Annotated in this window: 19 protein-coding genes; 18 read left to right on the top strand and 1 reads right to left on the bottom strand. The window is 69.8% G+C overall.

Translation table 11 applies throughout. The features are described from left to right. Positions 1–5: 5 nt before the first annotated feature. From puhA to ACJMKX_RS04575, 9 genes are read left to right on the top strand one after another with little or no spacing between them, the layout of a single operon-like run. Positions 6–782 (top strand): photosynthetic reaction center subunit H, encoded by a 777-nt coding sequence (puhA, locus tag ACJMKX_RS04615; protein ID WP_405221693.1) that lies wholly within the window; start codon positions 6–8, stop codon positions 780–782. Next, complete coding sequence (gene puhB / locus ACJMKX_RS04610) at positions 779–1,477, top strand: photosynthetic complex putative assembly protein PuhB (protein WP_405221690.1); 699 nt, start codon at positions 779–781, stop codon at positions 1,475–1,477. Before puhA ends, puhB begins: the two co-directional genes overlap by 4 nt. 10 nt (positions 1,478–1,487) lie before the next feature. Continuing rightward, positions 1,488–1,976 carry a photosynthetic complex assembly protein PuhC gene (puhC, locus tag ACJMKX_RS04605; protein WP_405221687.1) on the top strand — a complete coding sequence of 163 codons (489 nt, stop codon included), beginning with the start codon at positions 1,488–1,490 and terminating at the stop codon, positions 1,974–1,976. A gap of 25 nt (positions 1,977–2,001) precedes the next feature. Continuing rightward, positions 2,002–3,066 carry a magnesium-protoporphyrin IX monomethyl ester (oxidative) cyclase gene (gene acsF, locus ACJMKX_RS04600; RefSeq protein WP_405221862.1) on the top strand — a complete coding sequence of 355 codons (1,065 nt, stop codon included), beginning with the start codon at positions 2,002–2,004 and terminating at the stop codon, positions 3,064–3,066. Between the two features lie 12 nt (positions 3,067–3,078). Further along, positions 3,079–3,903: a putative photosynthetic complex assembly protein PuhE gene (puhE, locus tag ACJMKX_RS04595; protein ID WP_405221684.1), complete on the top strand. Its 825-nt coding sequence runs from the start codon at positions 3,079–3,081 to the stop codon at positions 3,901–3,903. Between the two features lie 23 nt (positions 3,904–3,926). Then, entirely contained in the window at positions 3,927–4,952 is a 1,026-nt protein-coding gene (bchI, locus tag ACJMKX_RS04590) for a magnesium chelatase ATPase subunit I (protein WP_405221681.1), read from the top strand. Then, positions 4,949–6,727: a magnesium chelatase subunit D gene (locus ACJMKX_RS04585; protein WP_405221679.1), complete on the top strand. Its 1,779-nt coding sequence runs from the start codon at positions 4,949–4,951 to the stop codon at positions 6,725–6,727. The genes bchI and ACJMKX_RS04585 overlap by 4 nt, the downstream gene beginning before the upstream one ends. Next, the gene (bchO, locus tag ACJMKX_RS04580) at positions 6,714–7,685 is read left to right on the top strand and encodes an alpha/beta fold hydrolase BchO (protein WP_405221676.1); all 972 of its coding nucleotides are present in this window, start codon (positions 6,714–6,716) and stop codon (positions 7,683–7,685) included. Before ACJMKX_RS04585 ends, bchO begins: the two co-directional genes overlap by 14 nt. Continuing rightward, positions 7,682–8,794, top strand: a complete 1,113-nt coding sequence (locus ACJMKX_RS04575; RefSeq protein ID WP_405221673.1) for a phytoene/squalene synthase family protein — start codon at positions 7,682–7,684, stop codon at positions 8,792–8,794. Before bchO ends, ACJMKX_RS04575 begins: the two co-directional genes overlap by 4 nt. A gap of 510 nt (positions 8,795–9,304) precedes the next feature. On the opposite strand, the gene ACJMKX_RS04570 is transcribed toward ACJMKX_RS04575, so the two are convergent. After that, positions 9,305–10,240 carry a carotenoid 1,2-hydratase gene (locus ACJMKX_RS04570; protein WP_405221670.1) on the bottom strand — a complete coding sequence of 312 codons (936 nt, stop codon included), beginning with the start codon at positions 10,238–10,240 and terminating at the stop codon, positions 9,305–9,307. A 93-nt stretch (positions 10,241–10,333) separates the two neighbouring features. Here ACJMKX_RS04570 and ACJMKX_RS04565 point away from each other — a divergent pair, with 93 nt between their 5' ends. From ACJMKX_RS04565 to pufA, 9 genes are all read left to right on the top strand, one after another. Then, positions 10,334–11,206, top strand: a complete 873-nt coding sequence (locus tag ACJMKX_RS04565) for a polyprenyl synthetase family protein (RefSeq protein WP_405221667.1) — start codon at positions 10,334–10,336, stop codon at positions 11,204–11,206. A 4-nt stretch (positions 11,207–11,210) separates the two neighbouring features. Next, positions 11,211–12,347, top strand: coding sequence for a methyltransferase (locus tag ACJMKX_RS04560; RefSeq protein ID WP_405221664.1), 1,137 nt, complete (start codon positions 11,211–11,213; stop codon positions 12,345–12,347). Between the two features lie 124 nt (positions 12,348–12,471). After that, positions 12,472–13,422 carry a chlorophyll synthesis pathway protein BchC gene (bchC, locus tag ACJMKX_RS04555; RefSeq protein WP_405221860.1) on the top strand — a complete coding sequence of 317 codons (951 nt, stop codon included), beginning with the start codon at positions 12,472–12,474 and terminating at the stop codon, positions 13,420–13,422. 47 nt (positions 13,423–13,469) lie between these two features. After that, positions 13,470–14,441, top strand: a complete 972-nt coding sequence (locus tag ACJMKX_RS04550) for a chlorophyllide a reductase iron protein subunit X (RefSeq protein ID WP_405221857.1) — start codon at positions 13,470–13,472, stop codon at positions 14,439–14,441. 22 nt (positions 14,442–14,463) lie between these two features. Next, positions 14,464–15,990, top strand: a complete 1,527-nt coding sequence (gene bchY, locus ACJMKX_RS04545; protein ID WP_405221661.1) for a chlorophyllide a reductase subunit Y — start codon at positions 14,464–14,466, stop codon at positions 15,988–15,990. Next, positions 15,990–17,441 (top strand): chlorophyllide a reductase subunit Z, encoded by a 1,452-nt coding sequence (gene bchZ / locus ACJMKX_RS04540; protein ID WP_405221658.1) that lies wholly within the window; start codon positions 15,990–15,992, stop codon positions 17,439–17,441. The genes bchY and bchZ overlap by 1 nt, the downstream gene beginning before the upstream one ends. Before the next feature lie 34 nt (positions 17,442–17,475). Beyond that, positions 17,476–17,721, top strand: a complete 246-nt coding sequence (locus ACJMKX_RS04535) for a hypothetical protein (protein WP_405221656.1) — start codon at positions 17,476–17,478, stop codon at positions 17,719–17,721. Between the two features lie 117 nt (positions 17,722–17,838). Further along, entirely contained in the window at positions 17,839–18,051 is a 213-nt protein-coding gene (gene pufB / locus ACJMKX_RS04530; RefSeq protein WP_405221653.1) for a light-harvesting antenna LH1, beta subunit, read from the top strand. 12 nt (positions 18,052–18,063) lie between these two features. Then, positions 18,064–18,270, top strand: a complete 207-nt coding sequence (pufA, locus tag ACJMKX_RS04525) for a light-harvesting antenna LH1, alpha subunit (RefSeq protein ID WP_405221650.1) — start codon at positions 18,064–18,066, stop codon at positions 18,268–18,270. Positions 18,271–18,336: the final 66 nt, after the last annotated feature.

The raw sequence follows: 18,336 nt of genomic DNA, 5'->3' as shown, positions 1-18,336 counted from the left end.
TGACTATGGAAACCGGCGCTATTACTGGCTACATCGACGTAGCACAACTCGTTCTCTACGCCTTCTGGATATTCTTCGCCGGCCTGATCATTTATCTGCGCCGGGAAGACAAGCGGGAGGGCTATCCGCTGGAGTCGGAACGCTCCGGCAGCGTGACCGTGCAGGGCTTCCCGGCCGTGCCGTCGCCGAAGACGTTCCTGCTGCGCGACGGCCATACCGTGCAGTCGCCGCGCCAGGAGTCGCCGGAGACGGACATCAGGGCGAAGCCCTCCGCGCCGTTCCCGGGCGCGCCGCTGATCCCGGACGGCGACGGCGTGGGCGCCGGCGTCGGCCCGGGTTCCTTCGCCAGTCGTGCCGACGAACCCGACCAGACCTACGACGGCCGCGCCCGCATCGTGCCGATGCGCAGCTTGAGCGAAGCGGAAGTGGACCGCCGTGACGCGGATCCCCGCGGCATGGACCTGGTCGGCACCGACGGCGAAGTGGCCGGCACCATCAAGGACCTGTGGATCGACCTGTCCGAGCCCCACGTGCGTTACCTCGAGGCCGAGGTGGGCGGGGCGACGGGCCCGAGGCGCATCCTCGTGCCGATCTACTTCGCCAAGATCAACGGCGGCCGTGGCCAGGTCAAGGTCGACGCGCTCAAGGGCCATCAGCTCGCGCACGTGCCGGGTACGGCCAACCCGGACCTCGTCACGCTGCTCGAAGAAGATCGCATCATGGGCTACTTCGGCAGCGGCACGCTGTATGCCGATGCGATGCGCCAGGAGCCGCTGATATGAGTCATCACGACCACGCCCCCGAGTACATGCCCGGGATTCCGGAGCCGCTGCCCGAGGGCGAGCGACTGCTCTGGCAGGGCTCGCCCCGCTGGCAGAACCTCGCGATCAGCGCGCTGCACGTGCGCAAGCTGGTCTTCTACTTCGCGCTGCTGGCCGCGTGGCGCATCGGCAGCGACCTGGCCGGCGGCCAGGGCGCGGGCGCGGCGCTGGCGGGGGCGGCGGGGCTGGCCGTGCCCGCCGGGCTCGCCGTCGGCGTGCTGCTGCTGATCGCCTGGCAGATGGGCCGCACGACCATCTACACGGTGACCACCGAAAGGGTGATGCTGCGTTTCGGCATCGCGCTGCCGATGACGGCCAACATCCCGTTCTCGCTGGTGCAGTCGGCAGCCGTGAAGATCGGCTCGGACGGTTCCGGGGACATACCGGTGACCGTGAAGCCCGGCAACGGCGTCTCGTGGCTGATCTTCTGGCCCCACGTGCGGCCCTGGAGCTTCGGCAACGCCCAGCCCATGCTGCGCGGCATCCCCGACGCCGAGCGGGTGGCGGGACTGCTGGCCGATGCGCTGGCCAGATATTCGAACCGGATGTCGGGCCAGACTGCGACTCGGTCGCCGGCGCGCTCCGGAGAGCGATTGGCCGAGGAGCGCCCGGCCGACGAGGCAACGGCCGGCTCGTTCGCCGCCGCGGCGCGCTGAGGCCGGTCCCGTGAGCGACGTACACGGCGACCGCATCCCGCGCCCGGCCATCTTCGGCGCGCTGGCGCTGGTGGTGGTCACCATACTCGCGGCCGCCGGGGCGCGGCTGACCGGCGTGGGGACGGTGGAGGTGCCTCCGTCGGCCGCGGTCGACAGCCGCGAACTCGTGTTCGAGGATGCCGCGGACGGCTCGGTGGTCGTGCGGGACGCGGCGGGCGGCGTGCTGTACGTCGTCGAGCCGGGCACCAACGGGTTTCTGCGCGGCGTGCTCCGCGGCCTGGCCCGGGACCGCAAGCTCCGCGGCATCGGGCCGGAGCCGGCGTTCGTGCTCACCCGCTGGGCCGACGGCAGGCTCACCCTGGAGGACCCGCAGACCGAGCGCCGGCTGTATCTGGGGCCCTTCGGCAGCGACAACGTGAAGATATTCGTCACCCTGCTGCAGACGGGCGCGGACGAGACCGCGCAGACGGCCGCCAACGGCGTGGCGACGCAACAATAAAGAGGAGAGAAGGATGGAAGCGACGATGGATGCGGGCCGGGACCGGCCCGGGGTCAATGAATCCACCACGGCGGCGACGACGGAGACGCTGCTGACGCCGCGCTTCTACACCACCGACTTCGAGGCGATGGACCGGCTGGACGTCGGTCCCGTGCGCGAGGAGTGGGAAGCGATGATGGACGAGTTCCGCAACGACGCCAATCGCAACCATTTCGTGCGACCGCCGGAGTTCGAGGACGAGATCCGCGAGCTGCCGGAGGCCCTGCGCCAGGAGTTCATCGACTTCATGGTGAGCTCCGTCACTTCGGAGTTCTCGGGCTGCGTGCTGTACGCCGATATCAAACGGGCGGTGGACAACCCCGACGTCAAGGAGCTGATGGGCTTCATGGCCCGGGACGAGTCCCGCCACGCGGGCTTCATCAACCGCTCGCTGAAGGACTTCGGCGTGGCGGTGGACCTCGGCTTCCTGCGTCGGGCGAAGAAGTACACCTTCTTCAAGCCGAAATACATCTTCTACGCCACCTATCTCTCCGAGAAGATCGGCTATGCGCGCTACATCACGATCTACCGGCACTTCGAGAAGCATCCGGAGCGCCGATTCCATCCCATCTTCCGCTGGTTCGAGCAGTGGTGTAACGACGAGTACCGCCACGGCGAGGCCTTTGCCCTGATCATGCGCGCCAACCCGCATCTGCTGCGCGGCGCGAACAAACTATGGATCCGGTTCTTCCTGCTGGCGGTATACGCCACGATGTACGTGCGCGACCACACGCGCCCGGAGATGTACGACGCGATGCAGATGGACCCCACCGAGTACGACTATCGGGTGTTCGAGATCACCAACGCGATAACGAAGCAGGTCTTCCCGCTGCAGCTCGACATCGACGATCCCCGTTTCCGGCGCGGGCTCGAGCGGCTGCGCCGTATCTCCGAGTCCGCCGCGGCCGCAAAGGAGCGCGGCGGACTTCTCGGTCTGGCCAAGCGAGGTGCGCTCGCGGTGGCCGGTTTCGCCATTTTCGCCCGACTGTATACTCTGCCGGCGAAACAGAACGAGCTACCGGAGACGGTGCGGATGGCACCGGTCTGGTAAAGGAAGAGCGGCGTGCCCGAATATGTCCTGCCGGTACTTTATGCCCTGTTCCTGTGGTGGTTCAGCACCGGCGTGGTGTTCTATCTGGACGGGCTGCCGAAGCGCACTTTCCCCTGGAGCATGGCCGGTGCCACGGCGGTGCTGGTGGCCGCGCTGGCCGGACTCGTCGCCGCCGCCGACGATACCAGTGTGGGCGGCGCCTACCTCTCGTTCAGTTGCGGACTGCTGGCCTGGGTCTGGGTGGAGGCGAGTTACTACCTCGGTTATCTGACCGGGCCCCGCAAGCACCGCTGCGAGGAGGGCTGCTCGGGCTGGCGCCATTTCGGGCATGCGCTGCAGACCAGTTACTACCACGAGGCTGCTATCGTGGCCGTCGTGCTGGTGCTGGCGCTCGTGACCGCAGGCGAGCCGAACCGGCTCGGTCTGTGGACCTTCGTCGTGCTGCTCGCCATGCACGAGAGCGCCCGGCTGAACGTGTTCCTGGGCGTGCGCAACCTCAACGAGGAATTGCTGCCCGACCATCTCGGTTATCTCGCCAGCTTTCTGCGGCGGCGCTCGATGAATCTGCTGTTCCCATTCTCGGTCACAGTCGCAACCCTGGTGACAGCGTGGATGATCGTGGCGGCGGCGACGGCGGCGACGCCCCACGATGCCGTGGCCTGGACTTTCCTGTCCGCACTGATAGCGGTGGCGGTGCTGGAGCACTGGTTCCTGGTGCTGCCGATCGACGTCTCGGCGCTGTGGCGCTGGAGTCTCGGTTCCCGCGGCGCGCGGGCACCGGAGCCCGAGGAGCGTGCCGATGACGGCCCCGCGTCGGTTTTCGCCGGCCGCTACTGAAACCCGCGACCGGAGTCCCTGAGATGGCGGCACCCTTTCCGTTTTCCGCGATCGTCGGTCAGGACGAGATGAAGCTCGCCCTGATGATCGCTGCCGTCGATCCCGGCATCGGCGGCGTGCTGGTGTTCGGCGACCGGGGCACGGGCAAGTCCACCACCGTGCGTGCGCTGGCGGCGCTGCTGCCGAAGATGCGGGCGGTGACGGGTTGCCGCTATGGCTGCGATCCCGATGCCACGGACGATCTGTGCGACGAGTGCCGCGAGCGCAGCCGGCACGGCGAACTGAAGAGCCGCACGCTGCCGGTGCCGGTGGTCGACCTGCCCCTCGGCGCCACCGAGGATCGGGTGGTGGGCGCGCTGGATCTGGAGCTGGCCCTGACCCAGGGCGAGAAGGCCTTCGAACCCGGTCTGCTGGCGCGCGCGCATCGTGGCTTCCTGTACATCGACGAGGTGAACCTGCTGGAGGACCACCTGGTGGACCTGCTGCTGGACGTGGCCGCCTCGGGCGAGAATGTGGTGGAGCGCGAGGGCCTCAGCGTGCGCCATCCGGCGCGCTTCGTGCTGATCGGCAGCGGCAACCCGGAGGAGGGCGAACTCAGGCCTCAGCTGCTGGACCGCTTCGGGCTGTCGGTGGAGGTGCGAACACCGGAGGAGCTGAGTACCCGCATCGAGGTGATCCGGCGGCGGGACGAATACGAGCGCGGTCCCGCCGCGTTCGTCGCGAAGTGGAAACGCCGCGACGGCCGCCTGCGGACGAAGATCCGCAAGGCGGGAGAGCGAATCGACGACGTCGCAGTGTCCGACGCCATGCTGGAGCAGGCGGCCCGGCTCTGTATCGCTCTCGGCACCGACGGGCTGCGCGGCGAGCTGACCCTGGTGCGGGCGGCTCGAGCCCTGGCGGCGCTGGAGGGTGCCGACGAGGTGACGGAGAAGCAGCTCCGTGAGGTGGCGGGCCCGGCGCTCCGTCACCGGCTGCGGCGCAACCCGCTCGACGATTCCGGCTCCGGCGTGCGCGTGGAGCGGGCGCTGGAAGAGGTGCTCGGGCCGTGAGCGCCGCCTGGTCCGACGCGCTGCGGGCCGCGTGTCTGTTCGCGCTGGACCCGGCGGGTTTCGGCGGCGTGAATCTCAGAGCCCACGCGGGCCCGGTCAGGGATGAATGGCTCCGGGTATTGCGTAGCCTCCTGCCTGAGGGGAGACCGTTTCGCCGGGTGCCCGTGCACGTCACCGAGGCGCGTCTGCTGGGCGGCCTCGACCTCGCCGCGACGCTCGGTCAGGGACGGCCGGTGGCGGAGACGGGACTCCTGGCCGAGGCCGACGGCGGCGTGCTGCTGCTGACCTCCGCCGAGCGGACGGAGCGTGCCACCATCGCCCACCTTTGCGCGGCGCTCGACACCGGCCGGGTCGTGCTGGAACGGGACGGCATTGCTGCGCGGCAGACCGCCCGCGTCGGCATCGTCGCGCTGGACGAGGGGCTCGACGAGGACGAGCAGCCGGCCGCCGCCCTGCGCGACCGACTGGCGTTCCACCTGGACCTCGGTGCGATCGGCTACCGGGAGACCCGGGAGGTGCCCGCCGGATGCACGCCCGGCCGGATCGACGCCGCCCGTCGTGCGCTGCCCGGCGTCACGGCCGAAGAGCGCTACGCCGAGGCACTGTGCGGGGCGGCGCTCGCCCTCGGTGTGGATTCCCTGCGCGCCTCCCTGCTGGCCCTGCGCGCCGCCCGGGCGCTGGCTGCGCTGGCCGGCCGGGACGAGGTGACGGACGAGGACGCCGCCGGCGCCGCGCGGCTCGTGCTGGCGTCCCGTGCCACCCGTCTCCCGCAGACGGAGACCGAAGAGGAGGAACAACCCGAGGACCGGGAGCCCGACAACCCGCCCGAGGAGCGTCAGGAGGAGGGTATCCCCGACGGCCCGCTGCCGGATCAGGTGCTGGAGGCGGCCCGGGCAGCGTTGCCCGCGGCCCTGCTGGATGCGCTGCTGGCGGCCGGCGGCGCGCTGCGCTCCGGCACGGCCGGCAAGGCCGGTGCCGTGCAGAACTCGTGGCTGCGCGGTCGTCCGGCCGGTGCACGCCCGGGTGAACTGCGGGACGGCGCGCGCCTGAACGTGATCGAGACACTGCGGGCTGCCGCGCCCTGGCAGCCGCTGCGCCGGGAACAGACCACCCGCGGCGGCGCGCATCGCGATGCGCGGGTGGAGGTGCGCAAGAGCGACTTCCGCATTACCCGTTTCCGCCAGCGTACCGAGACCACGAGCATCTTCGTGGTGGATGCTTCCGGCTCCGCCGCCATGCATCGGCTGGCGGAGGCGAAAGGGGCCGTCGAACTTCTGCTGGCGGACTGCTATGTGCGCCGGGACCGGGTGGCGCTGATTGCGTTCCGCGGGCCGGACGCCGAGCTGCTGCTGCCGCCCACGCGCTCGCTGGTGCGAGCGAAGCGCGGCCTCGCACAGCTGCCTGGCGGCGGCGGCACGCCGCTGGCGGCCGCCATCGATTCCTCGCTGACGATCGCGGACGGGGCACGACGCCGCGGGGAGACGCCGCTGGTGGTATTCCTGACCGACGGCCGCGCCAACGTGGGACGCGACGGCGTCGGCGGCCGCACCCGCGCGCGCGAGGATGCCCTGCAGGCGGCGCGGTCCCTGCGCGTGGCGGGTTTCTCGACCCTTGTGATCGACACCTCGCCGCGGGCGCGGCCCGACGCGAAGGAACTCGCCGAGGCCATGGCCGCCCGCTATCTGCCGCTGCCACAGGCTGACGCGGAGACGCTGTCCCGAGCCGTGCGGCAGGAAGGCGAACTGGCCGCAGAGACAAACCATGCGGCGGCCTGACGGCAGCGCGGCGGTGACCCGCGGAGGCCTGGCTCCGGTCGCGCGAAGCGATGGCAGCGCTGGCACCGGCGAGACGCTGCAATGGGACTCCGACGGCCGCGACTGGCCCAACCGGCAGGCGAGCCGATTCGTGGAGGCCGGCGGGATCCGTTGGCACGTCCAGCAGGCCGGCGACGGCCCGGTCGCGCTGCTGCTGCACGGCACCGGGGCATCCACGCACTCCTGGCGGGATCTCCTGCCGGAGCTCGCGCGTGAGTTCACGGTGGTTGCGCCGGACCTGCCCGGCCATGGCTTCACCACCGCGTCCGCCGACGATGGCTATTCCCTGCCGGGAATGGCCGGTGCCCTCGCATCGCTGCTGGCGTCGCTGGAAGTATCGCCGAGACTGACGGTGGGCCATTCGGCCGGTGCGGCCATCGCGCTGCGCATGGTGCTGGACGGACGCATCGAACCGGACGCCGTCGTGAGCATCAACGGTGCGCTGCTGCCGTTCCGGGGGCTGCCCGGTCAGCTGTTCTCGCCCGCTGCGCGGTTGCTCGCCCGGCTCGATTTCGTGCCGCGTCTCGTCGCCCGGCGGGCGGCCGACCCCGACGCGGTCACGCGCCTGCTGCGCGATACCGGCTCCCGGCTGGATGACGAGGGCGTGGCACTGTATCGCCGACTCATGTGCAGTCCGGGCCACGTAGCGGCTACCATCGCCATGATGTCCCGCTGGGACCTGGCGCCGATGATCCGGCAATATCCGGACCTGGCCGTACCGCTGCTGCTGGTCGTCGGCGAGCAGGACGGCACGGTCGCGCCGCAGGAGGCCGACCGGGTCGCGCGCCTGGTGCCGGGCGCACGGGTGGAGCGGTTGGCGGGACTGGGGCACCTGGCTCACGAAGAGGAGCCGGGAACGGTGGCGGAACTGATCATCGGTTTCGCGCGGAGCGTGGAGGCGGGGGGCGCCGTACGATGACGAGTTTGGAAACCCGGCCACGAGGCGGACTTCATTTCAGGGACGCATCACCGCCGTCGCGGGCCGACGGCGACCTGGCCGCGTGCAGGCAGCTGCTCCGGCACGGCTCGCGGACCTTCCACGCGGCCTCCTACCTGCTGCCGCGCCGGGTACGCGAACCGGCGACGGCGCTGTACGCCTTCTGCCGGCTCGCCGACGATGCCGTCGACGAGGCCGCGGACCCCACCCGGAGCGACCGGGCAGTGCTGGCTGATCTGGACTACCGGCTGCAGCGCGCCTATGCCGGCGATCCCCTGCCGATCGCCGCGGACCGTGCCTTCGCCCGCGTTGTGCGGGAGCACCGCATCCCGCTGGCCCTGCCCGCCGCCCTGCTGGAGGGCTTCCGGTGGGACGCCGAGGGACGGCGCTACGAGACGCTGGAGGAACTGCACGGCTATGCGGCGAGGGTGGCGGGCACGGTCGGCACGATGATGGCGATGCTGATGGGAGTGCGCTGCCGGCAGCAGCTGGCCCGTGCCTGCGATCTCGGCGTGGCCATGCAGCTGTCGAACATCGCCCGCGACGTGGGCGAGGATGCGCGGGCGGGCCGGCTGTACCTGCCGCTGTCGTGGCTGCGCGAGGCCGGTGTCGTGCCGGACGACTGGCTGCGTCGCCCCACTCATTGCGGCGCCCTCGGCGGCGTGGTGGAGCGCCTGCTCCGTGAGGCCGATCTGCTTTACGACCGGGCGGAGGCGGGGATATCCCGGCTGCCGTGGACCTGCCGCCCCGGCATCCACGCGGCTCGTTTCCTCTACGCCGGTATCGGCGACCAGGTGCGCCGGCGGCGCCTCGATTCCGTCAGCGGCCGCGCGGTGGTACCGGCGAGCCGCAAGGCCCGTCTGCTGGCACGCGGGCTCGCCTCGGCAACGATGCCGCCCGTGGACAACGCCGCGCCGCCCCTGCCGGCTACCGCCTTCCTGGTGGAAGCCGCCGCGGCCGCGCCGCCGGCGGCCGCGCCGAATCCGACTGGCCTCACGAGCTGGGCCTACTGGCTGCTGGACCTGTTCGCGCAACTCGAGCGCAGGGAGCGTGCCGGACCGGTCGACGCGGTGGCGGTCGCCGAGGAATAGGGCTCGGCTATGGATACGGTGATCCTCGTCGAGGGGCTGTTCGTCGGCGGCGTGGTGCTCGCCATCGGCGCGTGGGAGCTGTGGTCCCTGCGGCGGGAACGCCGGCGCCGCGAACAGAAAGACCGGTAGGAGGGCCTTCAGGCCCGATCCCGCTTTCTTTTGGCGTTGGCCCGGCATCGGGCGGGCAAGGGTGCCGGGGACGTTCAGTTGGACGTCCTGTCCTCCTTCACTTCGGCCAGGCCTCCTTCCCGCCGTCATGGCTCCAGTCGGCCCGGACGACCCCGCCACCCTTGCCCACCCGTTGACGGGCCCGTCGCCGTGAGGTCTGCTGCATGTCAGTGGGCGTCTCTGACTGGCAGCTCCGTCACGCCACCGCGAGCACCGCCGTCATGCGGGGGCATCCATCGCCGCGACCTTTTGTCGGGAGCGCCATGCATACCCCCGCAGGGCGGCCACAAGAAAATGGGGTTTGGCAGGGCGAGTCGGGCCTGAAGGCCCTCCTACATGATGTCAGCGCCGCGGCGCCCGGAACGGCAGCAGGCATTGCACCCAGGGCGAGGCGAAGCGATCCAGCGACAGGCTTTCGTGGATGCCCGTGAGCGTCTCGCCGAACAGCCGTGCTTCGACGATCGAGCGTGCATAGAAGGGCGTGTCTTCCAGCGTGCGCAGTACTCTGGCGCCGCCGGGTTCCTCGGCGCGGGTGGTCCGCGCCACGCGCCAACCGGTGGCGGGCAGGATCGCCGCGGGCGGTGCCTCGAAATCCACGACAGCGCCGTCGCGTGCGAAACGCAGCGCCAGTGAGTGGCGACTGCCGTCGCGGCGGACGGCGTCGTAGAGCACCGCCGCATCCCGGCCGGCGTCCATGCGGGACCAGTTCCAGCCGACGAAGTCGCGTTCCAGTGCGTCATCGCCCCAGTTGCTGTCGAGGTAGCCGGCGCCGCTCCAGCGGGAGGCGGGCGACGAGAGGTCCACTTCGACCCGGGCCCGGGGCGCCAGCGGCTGCCAGTGGTGGCGACCGTCGGCGTCGAGGGCATAGGGGTCCGTGCCGCGGATTTCCGGGCGCACGCGCACGGTGCCGCGCAGGCGCGTCGGCACCGGCACGGTGACCTCGTCGATCTCGAACAGCAGGCCGTCGCCGTCACGCCGGACCCGGCTCGGGCCGATGCGAAACTCGTCGGCGCTACGCCGGACCCGGTCCGACGTGCGCTCCGTGAACGCCCACCGTTTGGACCGCGGCCGGTACAGCACCGCGTTCAGGGTGCAGTGACCGAGAGGGTCTGTGGGGGCGCGGCGCCGCGACAGCGCGTACCAGGGCGAGAAGACGCTGCCGACGAACGCGATCAGGGTCAGCGCCTGGCGACCGTCGGGGCTCATCGCGTCCACGTACCACCAGCGATAACCGTCGGCGGGAACCGGCGCGTCGAAAGGCGGGAAGGGCGAGGACAACTGATTGACTCCGTCTGTTCGTGTGTCTATTCTAACTGACACTAGCTTTGACAAGCTAACGTGACACTCTAATGCGACAACCTGGAGGCGGGCATGGAAGGCATATCGCGGATCGAGTCGGCGCTGGCTGCGGCGCTGGAGCAGGGGAGCGCGCAGCCGAAGTGCCCGCCAAAGCTCGCCGAGGCGATGCATTATGCCGTCTTCCCCGGCGGCGCGCGGGTGCGCCCGAGGCTGTGTCTCGCGGTCGCCGAGGCCTGCGGCAGCGAGGCGAGTCGTTCGGCCGTCGCCGCTGCGGCCGCACTGGAGCTGCTGCACTGCGCCTCCCTCGTGCATGACGATCTGCCCTGCTTCGACGACGCGGCGCTACGGCGGGGCAAGCCGGCACTGCACCGGGCGATGGGAGAGCCGCTGGCGCTGCTCACCGGGGATGCACTGATCGTGCTCGCCTTCGAGGTCATCGCGAACGGTGCCGCCGGCGCGGACCGCAGCCTGGCACCGCTGCTGCTCACCGTCAGCCGTGCGGTCGGCGGGCCTGCCGGTCTCGTAGCCGGCCAGGCCTGGGAATGCGAACCCCGTGTGGTGCTGGCCGATTACCATCGGGCGAAGACGGCGGCTCTGTTCGTCGCCGCCACCGAAGCGGGTGCGATCGCCTCGGCTGCGGATCCGGCGGAGTGGCGCGCGCTGGGTGAGCGCCTCGGCGAGGCCTACCAGGTCGCCGACGACCTCCGCGACGCCGCGGGCGATCGCGAGGAGCTCGGCAAGCCGGTCGGTCGCGATGCCGCGCTGGGACGGCCCAGCGCGGCCACCGAGCTCGGCATCGCACGGGCGCTGGGCCGCATGGAAGAGCTGGTGGAGGCCGCCATCGCGGCCATACCCGACTGCCCCGGGGCGGAGAGCCTGCAGGACCTGATCCACAACGAGTCCCGTCGCCTGGTGCCGAAGGACCTGGCGCGCCTGGTGGCGTGACGCCGTGACGCGGCAGCCTGCGCCGGCTCTGAGGGACAGGCTGGCGGGGTGGCGGGACTCGCTGCTCGCGAGCGCCCGGTTCCAGCGCTGGGCGGCCGCCTTTCCTCTTACGCGTCCCATCGCCCGTCGCCGCGCGCGGGACCTGTTCGACCTCTGCGCGGGCTTCGTCTATTCCCAAGTGCTGTTCGCGTGCGTCGAGCTCGACCTGTTCGAGCGGCTGGCGGAGGGCCCCCGCGACGGCGCCGCGCTGGCGCGGGACTGTGACCTGCCGGAGAGCGCGGCGACGCGCCTGTTCGACGCCGCCGCCTCGTTGCGACTGCTGAACCGGCGGCGCGACGGGCGCTATGCACTTGGCCCGCTGGGCGCCGCGCTGCGGGGCAACCCCGGCGTGGCCGCCATGGTCCGCCATCATCGTCTGCTCTATGCGGACCTGGCCGACCCGTTGGCATTGCTGCGCGGCGAGCGGGCCGATACCGCGCTGGGCGACTACTGGGCCTACGCCACCGAGGCCGAGCCGGCCGGCGCCGGGGCCGAGCGCGTCGCTGACTACTCGGAACTCATGTCGGCCTCGCAGCCCTTCGTCGCCGCCGAGGTGCTCGCGGCGGTACCGCTGAAGAGCTGCCGCCGCCTGCTGGACGTCGGCGGCGGCCAGGGCACGTTCCTCACCGCGGCCGGGCAGCGCTGGCCACACCTGCAGCTGGCACTGTTCGATCTGCCGGCAGTCGCCGAGCGCGCGCGGCGGTGTCTCGACGAGGCGGGTCTCGGCACGCGCTCCACGGTGACCGGTGGCGATTTCCTCAACGATCCCCTGCCCGGGGGAGCTGATGTGATCTCTCTCGTTCGGGTCATCCACGACCACGACGATGCCTCCGCCGCACGGATCCTGGTCCGCGTGCGCGAGGCCCTCGAGCCGGGCGGGCAGGTGCTGCTCGCCGAACCGATGGCCGGCACCCGGGGTGCCGAGCCGATCGGGGATGCGTATTTCGGCCTCTATCTGTTCGCCATGCGCAGCGGTCGCCCGCGCACCATCGAGGAACTCCGGTTGCTCCTCGGCCGCGCCGGATTCACCGGCATACGCGCGGTTCCCACCCGCATGCCGCTGCTGACCCGGGTCATCGTGGCGGAGCGTGCACGGAGTTAGGCGAAAGTCCCTATGCGAAAAGCGTCAATACAACTTGACAACACTGACAGTCAAGCTAGACTGACGCATAAGGTTTTAGAGGCTGTCCGTGGCGGGCAGCCGGAGTGTGTGTGACTCAGTGACCATGGATGCCCTTGCCGTCGTGCTGGAGAAACCGGAGCAACTGGTGCTCAGCCGGCTGGAGCTGACTTCGCCCGAAGCGGGCGACGTCGTGGTGGATATCCGGTGGAGCGGGATCAGCACGGGTACCGAGCGTCTGCTCTGGTCCGGCCGCATGCCCCCATTCCCGGGCATGGGTTATCCGCTGGTCCCCGGTTACGAATCGGTGGGAGTGGTCCGCGAGGCCGGTCCCGCCTCCGGCCGCCGCGCCGGCGAGTTCGTGTTCGTGCCCGGTGCCCGTTGTTTCGGCGAGGTGCGCGGTCTGTTCGGGGGCGCCGCGTCCCGGGTGGTCGTGGCCGGTGCGCGCGTCATACCGATCGATGAAAACCTGCAGGAAGATGCAGTGCTGCTGGCGCTGGCCGCGACGGCTTACCACGCGATCGCCGGTGCCGACCCGCCCGAACTGATCATTGGCCACGGCGTGCTTGGGCGGTTGCTCGCGCGCCTGGCGGTGATGTTCGGCGATCGTCCCGTGACGGTGTGGGAGAAGGACCCGTCCCGGACCGGCGGCGCACTCGGTTACAGGGTGCTCGACCCGGCCGAAGACGAGCGCCGCGACTATTCGGTCATCTGCGACGTCAGCGGCGATGCCTCGCTCCTCGACGAACTGATCGCCCGGCTCGCCCCCGGCGGCGAGATCGTGCTCGCCGGCTTCTACCACGAGCCGGTGTCGTTCTCGTTCCCGCCGGCCTTCATGCGCGAGGCCCGGCTGCGCATCGCCGCCGAATGGCGCCCGGACGACATGGTCGCCGTGCGCGATCTCGTTGCCGGCGGCGGGCTGTCACTGGGCGGCCTCATCACCCACCGACATCCGGCCGGCGAGGCCGCCGATGCCTATCGCACGGCGTTCGGCGATCCCGCCTGCCTGAAGATGATCCTTGACTGGAAAGACGCGAGAAGCGGGAGAGATTCATGAGCGAAAGGCGAACCGAGGGCGGCGTGACCGTGCAGCTTCCCGACAGCATGCAGGCCAGGCTGCGGGCCGAGGCTTCCATAGAACCCGACCCCGTGCCCACCGGCGAGCCTGCCAAGGAGACGCAGATCATCGCCATCTATGGCAAGGGCGGTATCGGCAAGAGCTTCACGCTCTCCAACCTGAGCTACATGATGGCCCAGCAGGGCAAGAAGGTGCTGCTGATCGGCTGCGATCCGAAGAGCGACACCACCTCGCTGCTGTTCGGCGGCAAGGCCTGCCCGACCATCATCGAGACTTCGTCGAAGAAGAAGCTCGCCGGCGAGGAAGTCGAGATCGGCGACGTCTGCTTCGTGCGCGACGGCGTGTTCGCCATGGAACTCGGCGGCCCCGAAGTGGGCCGCGGCTGCGGCGGGCGCGGCATCATCCACGGCTTCGAGCTGATGGAGAAGCTCGGGTTCCACGACTGGGACTTCGACTACGTGCTGCTGGACTTCCTGGGCGACGTCGTCTGCGGCGGCTTCGGCCTGCCGATCGCCCGCGACATGTGCCAGAAGGTGATCGTGGTCGGCTCCAACGACCTGCAATCCCTCTACGTCGCCAACAACGTCTGCTCGGCGGTGGAGTACTTTCGCAAGCTGGGTGGCAACGTGGGCGTGGCCGGCATGGTCATCAACAAGGACGACGGCACCGGCGAAGCCAGCGCCTTCGCGGATGCCGTCGGCATCCCCGTGCTGTCCGCCATCCCGGCGGACGAGGACATCCGTCGCAAGAGCGCCAACTACCAGATCGTCGGCATGCCCGGCGGGCAGTGGGGGCCGCTGTTCGAGGAACTGGCCAGCAACGTGGCGGATGCGCCGCCGCAGCATCCGACGCCGCTGGAGCACGACGGCCTCCTGAACCTGTTCAAGTCCGAGGACGTCGGCCGGGGCATCCAGCTGCAGCCGGCGACCCAGGCCGACATGTGCGGCAAGAACCACGTCGAGAAACCTTCACTGGAGGTCGTCTACGAGCAGATCTGAGCCGGGGGCAGCAACGACAAGAATGACGGACAAGAGCGACAAGACGGACATCAACGTGGAGGCCACCCGCGCGGACGGTCATGGCTGCCACGCGGGCCGCGACAAGATGCGCGAGGCGGCGGCCGCGGCGGGCAACGGCGAGGCGCTCGAGCGCTACGCGGAGGATTATCCGCTGGGGCCCCACGACCAGCCCCAGAGCATGTGCCCCGCCTTCGGCTCCCTGCGCGTCGGCCTGCGCATGCGCCGCACCGCCACCATCCTGTCCGGATCGGCCTGCTGCGTGTACGGGCTCACCTTCACGTCCCACTTCTACGGCGCCCGCCGCACCGTCGGCTACGTGCCGTTCAACTCGGAGACGCTGGTCACCGGCAGGCTGTACGAGGACATCAAGGAAGCCGTGGAGAAGATGGCCGACCCGGAGCACTACGACGCCATCGTCATCACGAATCTCTGCGTGCCTACGGCCTCCGGCGTGCCGCTGCGGTTGCTGCCGAAAGAGATAAACGGCGTGCGCATCATCGGCATCGACGTACCCGGCTTCGGGGTGCCCACCCACGCCGAGGCGAAGGACGTGCTGGCCGGGGCCATGCTCGCCTACGCCCGCACCGAAGCCGAGCACGGTCCGGTGCAGGCGCCTCGCGAGGGCGTCGATGACCGGCCCACGGTCACCCTGGTCGGCGAGATGTTCCCGGCCGACCCGGTCGGCATCGGCATGATGCTCGAGCCCATGGGTCTCGCCGCCGGGCCGGTCGTGCCGACCCGGGAGTGGCGCGAGCTGTACGCGGCGCTCGACTGCGCCGTGGCGGCCGCCATCCATCCTTTCTATACCGCTTCCTTCCGCGAGTTCGAGGCGGCGGGGCGGCCGATCGTCGGCTCCGCGCCGGTCGGCCATGAGGGTACCGCCGCGTGGCTGGAGGCGATCGGGGAGGCCTGCAACGTGCCCGCCGACCGCATCGCCGCGGCGAAGAACGCGGTGCTGCCGGCAATCCGAGGCGCGCTCGCCGAGGCACCGATCGACGGGCGTATCACGCTGTCCGGTTACGAAGGCTCCGAGTTGCTGGTGGCACGGCTGCTGGTGGAGAGCGGCGCGGACGTCCGCTACGTGGGCAGCGCCTGTCCGCGCACCCGCTGGTCCGACGCCGACCGCAAATGGCTGGAGGCGAAGGGCGTGCAGGTGCAGTTCCGGGCCTCGCTGGAGCAGGACCTGGCGGCCATGCGGGAGTTCGAACCCGACCTCGCCATCGGCACCACGCCGGTGGTGCAGAAGGCGAAGGAACTGGCGATACCCGGTCTGTACTTCACCAACCTGATCTCGGCGCGGCCGCTGATGGGCCCCGCCGGCGCGGGCTCGCTGGCGCAGGTCGTCAACGCGGCGCTCGCCAACAAGGCCCGCTTCGACGAGATGCGGTCGTTCTTCGAAGGCGTCGGCACGGGCGACACGGCGGGCGTCTGGGAGGACCGGCCGGCGGAGCGCACCGAGTTCCGCGAGAGCTACCGCCGCCAGCTCGAGAGGCTGGCGAAGAAGAAGGCGTCGGAGGCGATGGTCTGATGCTGGTGCTGGATATGGATCGGGCTGGCGGCTACTGGGGGTCGGTGTATGTCTTCACCGCCATCAAGGGCCTGCAGGTCATCATCGACGGCCCGGTGGGCTGCGAGAACCTGCCCGTGACCTCCGTGCTGCATTACACCGACGGGCTGCCGCCCCACGAGCTGCCCATCGTGGTGACGGGACTCGGCGAGGACGAGCTCGGCCAGCACGGCACGGAAGAGGCCATGAAGCGGGCCCACGCCACACTGGACCCGGACCTGCCCGCGGTGGTCGTGACCGGTTCCATCGCCGAGATGATCGGCGGCGGCGTCACGCCGGAAGGCACCAACATCAAGCGCTTCCTGCCGCGCACCATCGACGAGGACCAGTGGCAGAGCGCCAACCGGGCCATGCAGTGGTTGTGGACGGAATACGGTACCAAGCGCATCCGCAAACCGAAGAAACGCAAGGAAGGCGAGAAGCCGCTGGTCAATATCATCGGCCCGATCTACGGCTACTTCAACACGGTTTCCGATCTGGCCGAGATCCGGCGGCTGGTGGAAGGCATCGGCGCCGAGGTGAACCTGGTGTTCCCGCTCGGCAGCCACCTCGCCGACGTGCAGAAGCTATCGGATGCCGAGGTGAACGTCTGCATGTACCGGGAGTTCGGCCGGCTGCTGTGCGAGACGCTGGAGCGCCCCTACCTGCAGGCGCCGATCGGCGTGCACTCCACGACCAAGTTCCTGCGCAAGCTGGGCGAGCTGCTGGATCTCGATCCGGAGCCGTTCATCGAGCGCGAGAAGCACACCACCATCAAGCCGGTGTGGGACCTGTGGCGCTCGGTCACCCAGGACTTCTTCGGCACGGCGAGTTTCGCCGTGGTGGCCAACGAGACCTACGAGCGCGGCCTGCGGAATTACCTGGAGCACGAACTCGGTCTGCCCTGCACGTTCTCGTTCGCGCGCAGCGCCGGCAAGAAGCCCGACAACGAGGCCGTGCGCGAAGCGGTGCGTGACAAGACGCCCCTGATCCTGTTCGGCAGCTACAACGAGCGCATGTATCTGGCCGAGTACGGCTCACGGGCCATGTACATCCCGGCCTCCTTCCCGGGCACGGCGATCCGCCGGCACACGGGTACGCCGTTCATGGGCTATGCCGGTGCGACCTGGGTCGTGCAGGAGGTGTGCAACGCGCTGTTCGATGCGCTGTTCCACATCCTCCCCCTGGCCACCGACATGGACAGCGTCGAGGCCACGCCCACACGGCTGCACCAGGAATTGCCCTGGGAGGACGGCGCCAAGGCAGACCTGGACCGAGTGGTGGAGGAGCTGCCGGTGCTGATCCGGATCTCGGCGGCGAAGCGTCTGCGCGACGCCGCCGAGCGCCGGGCCCGCAGCCGGGGCGAGGAGCGGGTGACCGAAGAACACGTGGCCGACGCGCGGGCCGCGCTGAAAGAGGGACGGGCGGCGTGAACGGGCCCGTTGAGGACATGAGGAGAGAAGACTGATGACTGGAATGCACAAGACGATGGATGCAAGAGCGAGCCTGTCGGCCCGCGGCGCGAAGCAGTATCACCTGATATTCGCGGTGGGATTCACGATCTTCCTGATGATCGCGATAGCCACGCGGGCCGGTCGGGTGCTGCCGCGCCGCTGGCGCAACGTGCCCCCGGGCGCGCCGGCCGACATGTCGATATTCGAAGAGGCCCGGGCCATGGCGAACACCTACGTGCCGTTCGCCTTCATGGCCTGAGTCCAGGAGTTTCGTCCCTCAGGGGACGGGAAGGGGTCGTGGTCATGGTCACGGCCATCCCCGCCGCGCGGGATTTGCGCGGTAACCGGCCGCGAGGCCGATCTGGAGGTGAGATCTATGTCTGAGTCTTTCACCGGGCTGACAGATGAACAAGCACAGGCTTTCCACAAGCTGTTCGTCGTTAGCTTCATCGTGTTCACGGCAATCGCCATCGTTGCGCACTTCCTAGTGTGGCAATGGCGGCCGTGGCTCCCGCCGGAAGGTGGCTATGCGTCCCTCATCGATGGTGCGCGGATGGCTGCTGAACCGCTCATCCAGTACCTGTCATAAGGAGGAAAGAATATGTGGCGTTTATGGCAACTATTCGATCCGCGGAGGACGCTGATCGCGTTGTTCACGTTCCTTTTCGTGCTGGCCCTGTTGATCCATTTCATCCTGCTCAGCACGGATCGGTTCAACTGGATAGAAGGCCCGACTGCTTCGGCGCAGGACCTGCCGGCGGCCACCGCGCCGCTAGAGCAGCCCGCACGGGTCGCCAGACTGACGTAACCGCGTCGACCGCCGAAGGTGGTGGGCAGGCCAGGGACTGCCCGACCCTGCCCGCCACCCTCTGCG

This window comes from Lentisalinibacter sediminis (assembly GCF_040706615.1).
In the GTDB taxonomy this organism is placed as follows: domain Bacteria; phylum Pseudomonadota; class Gammaproteobacteria; order Steroidobacterales; family Woeseiaceae; genus Lentisalinibacter; species Lentisalinibacter sediminis.
This window is presented reverse-complemented; position numbering and strand designations above follow the sequence as displayed.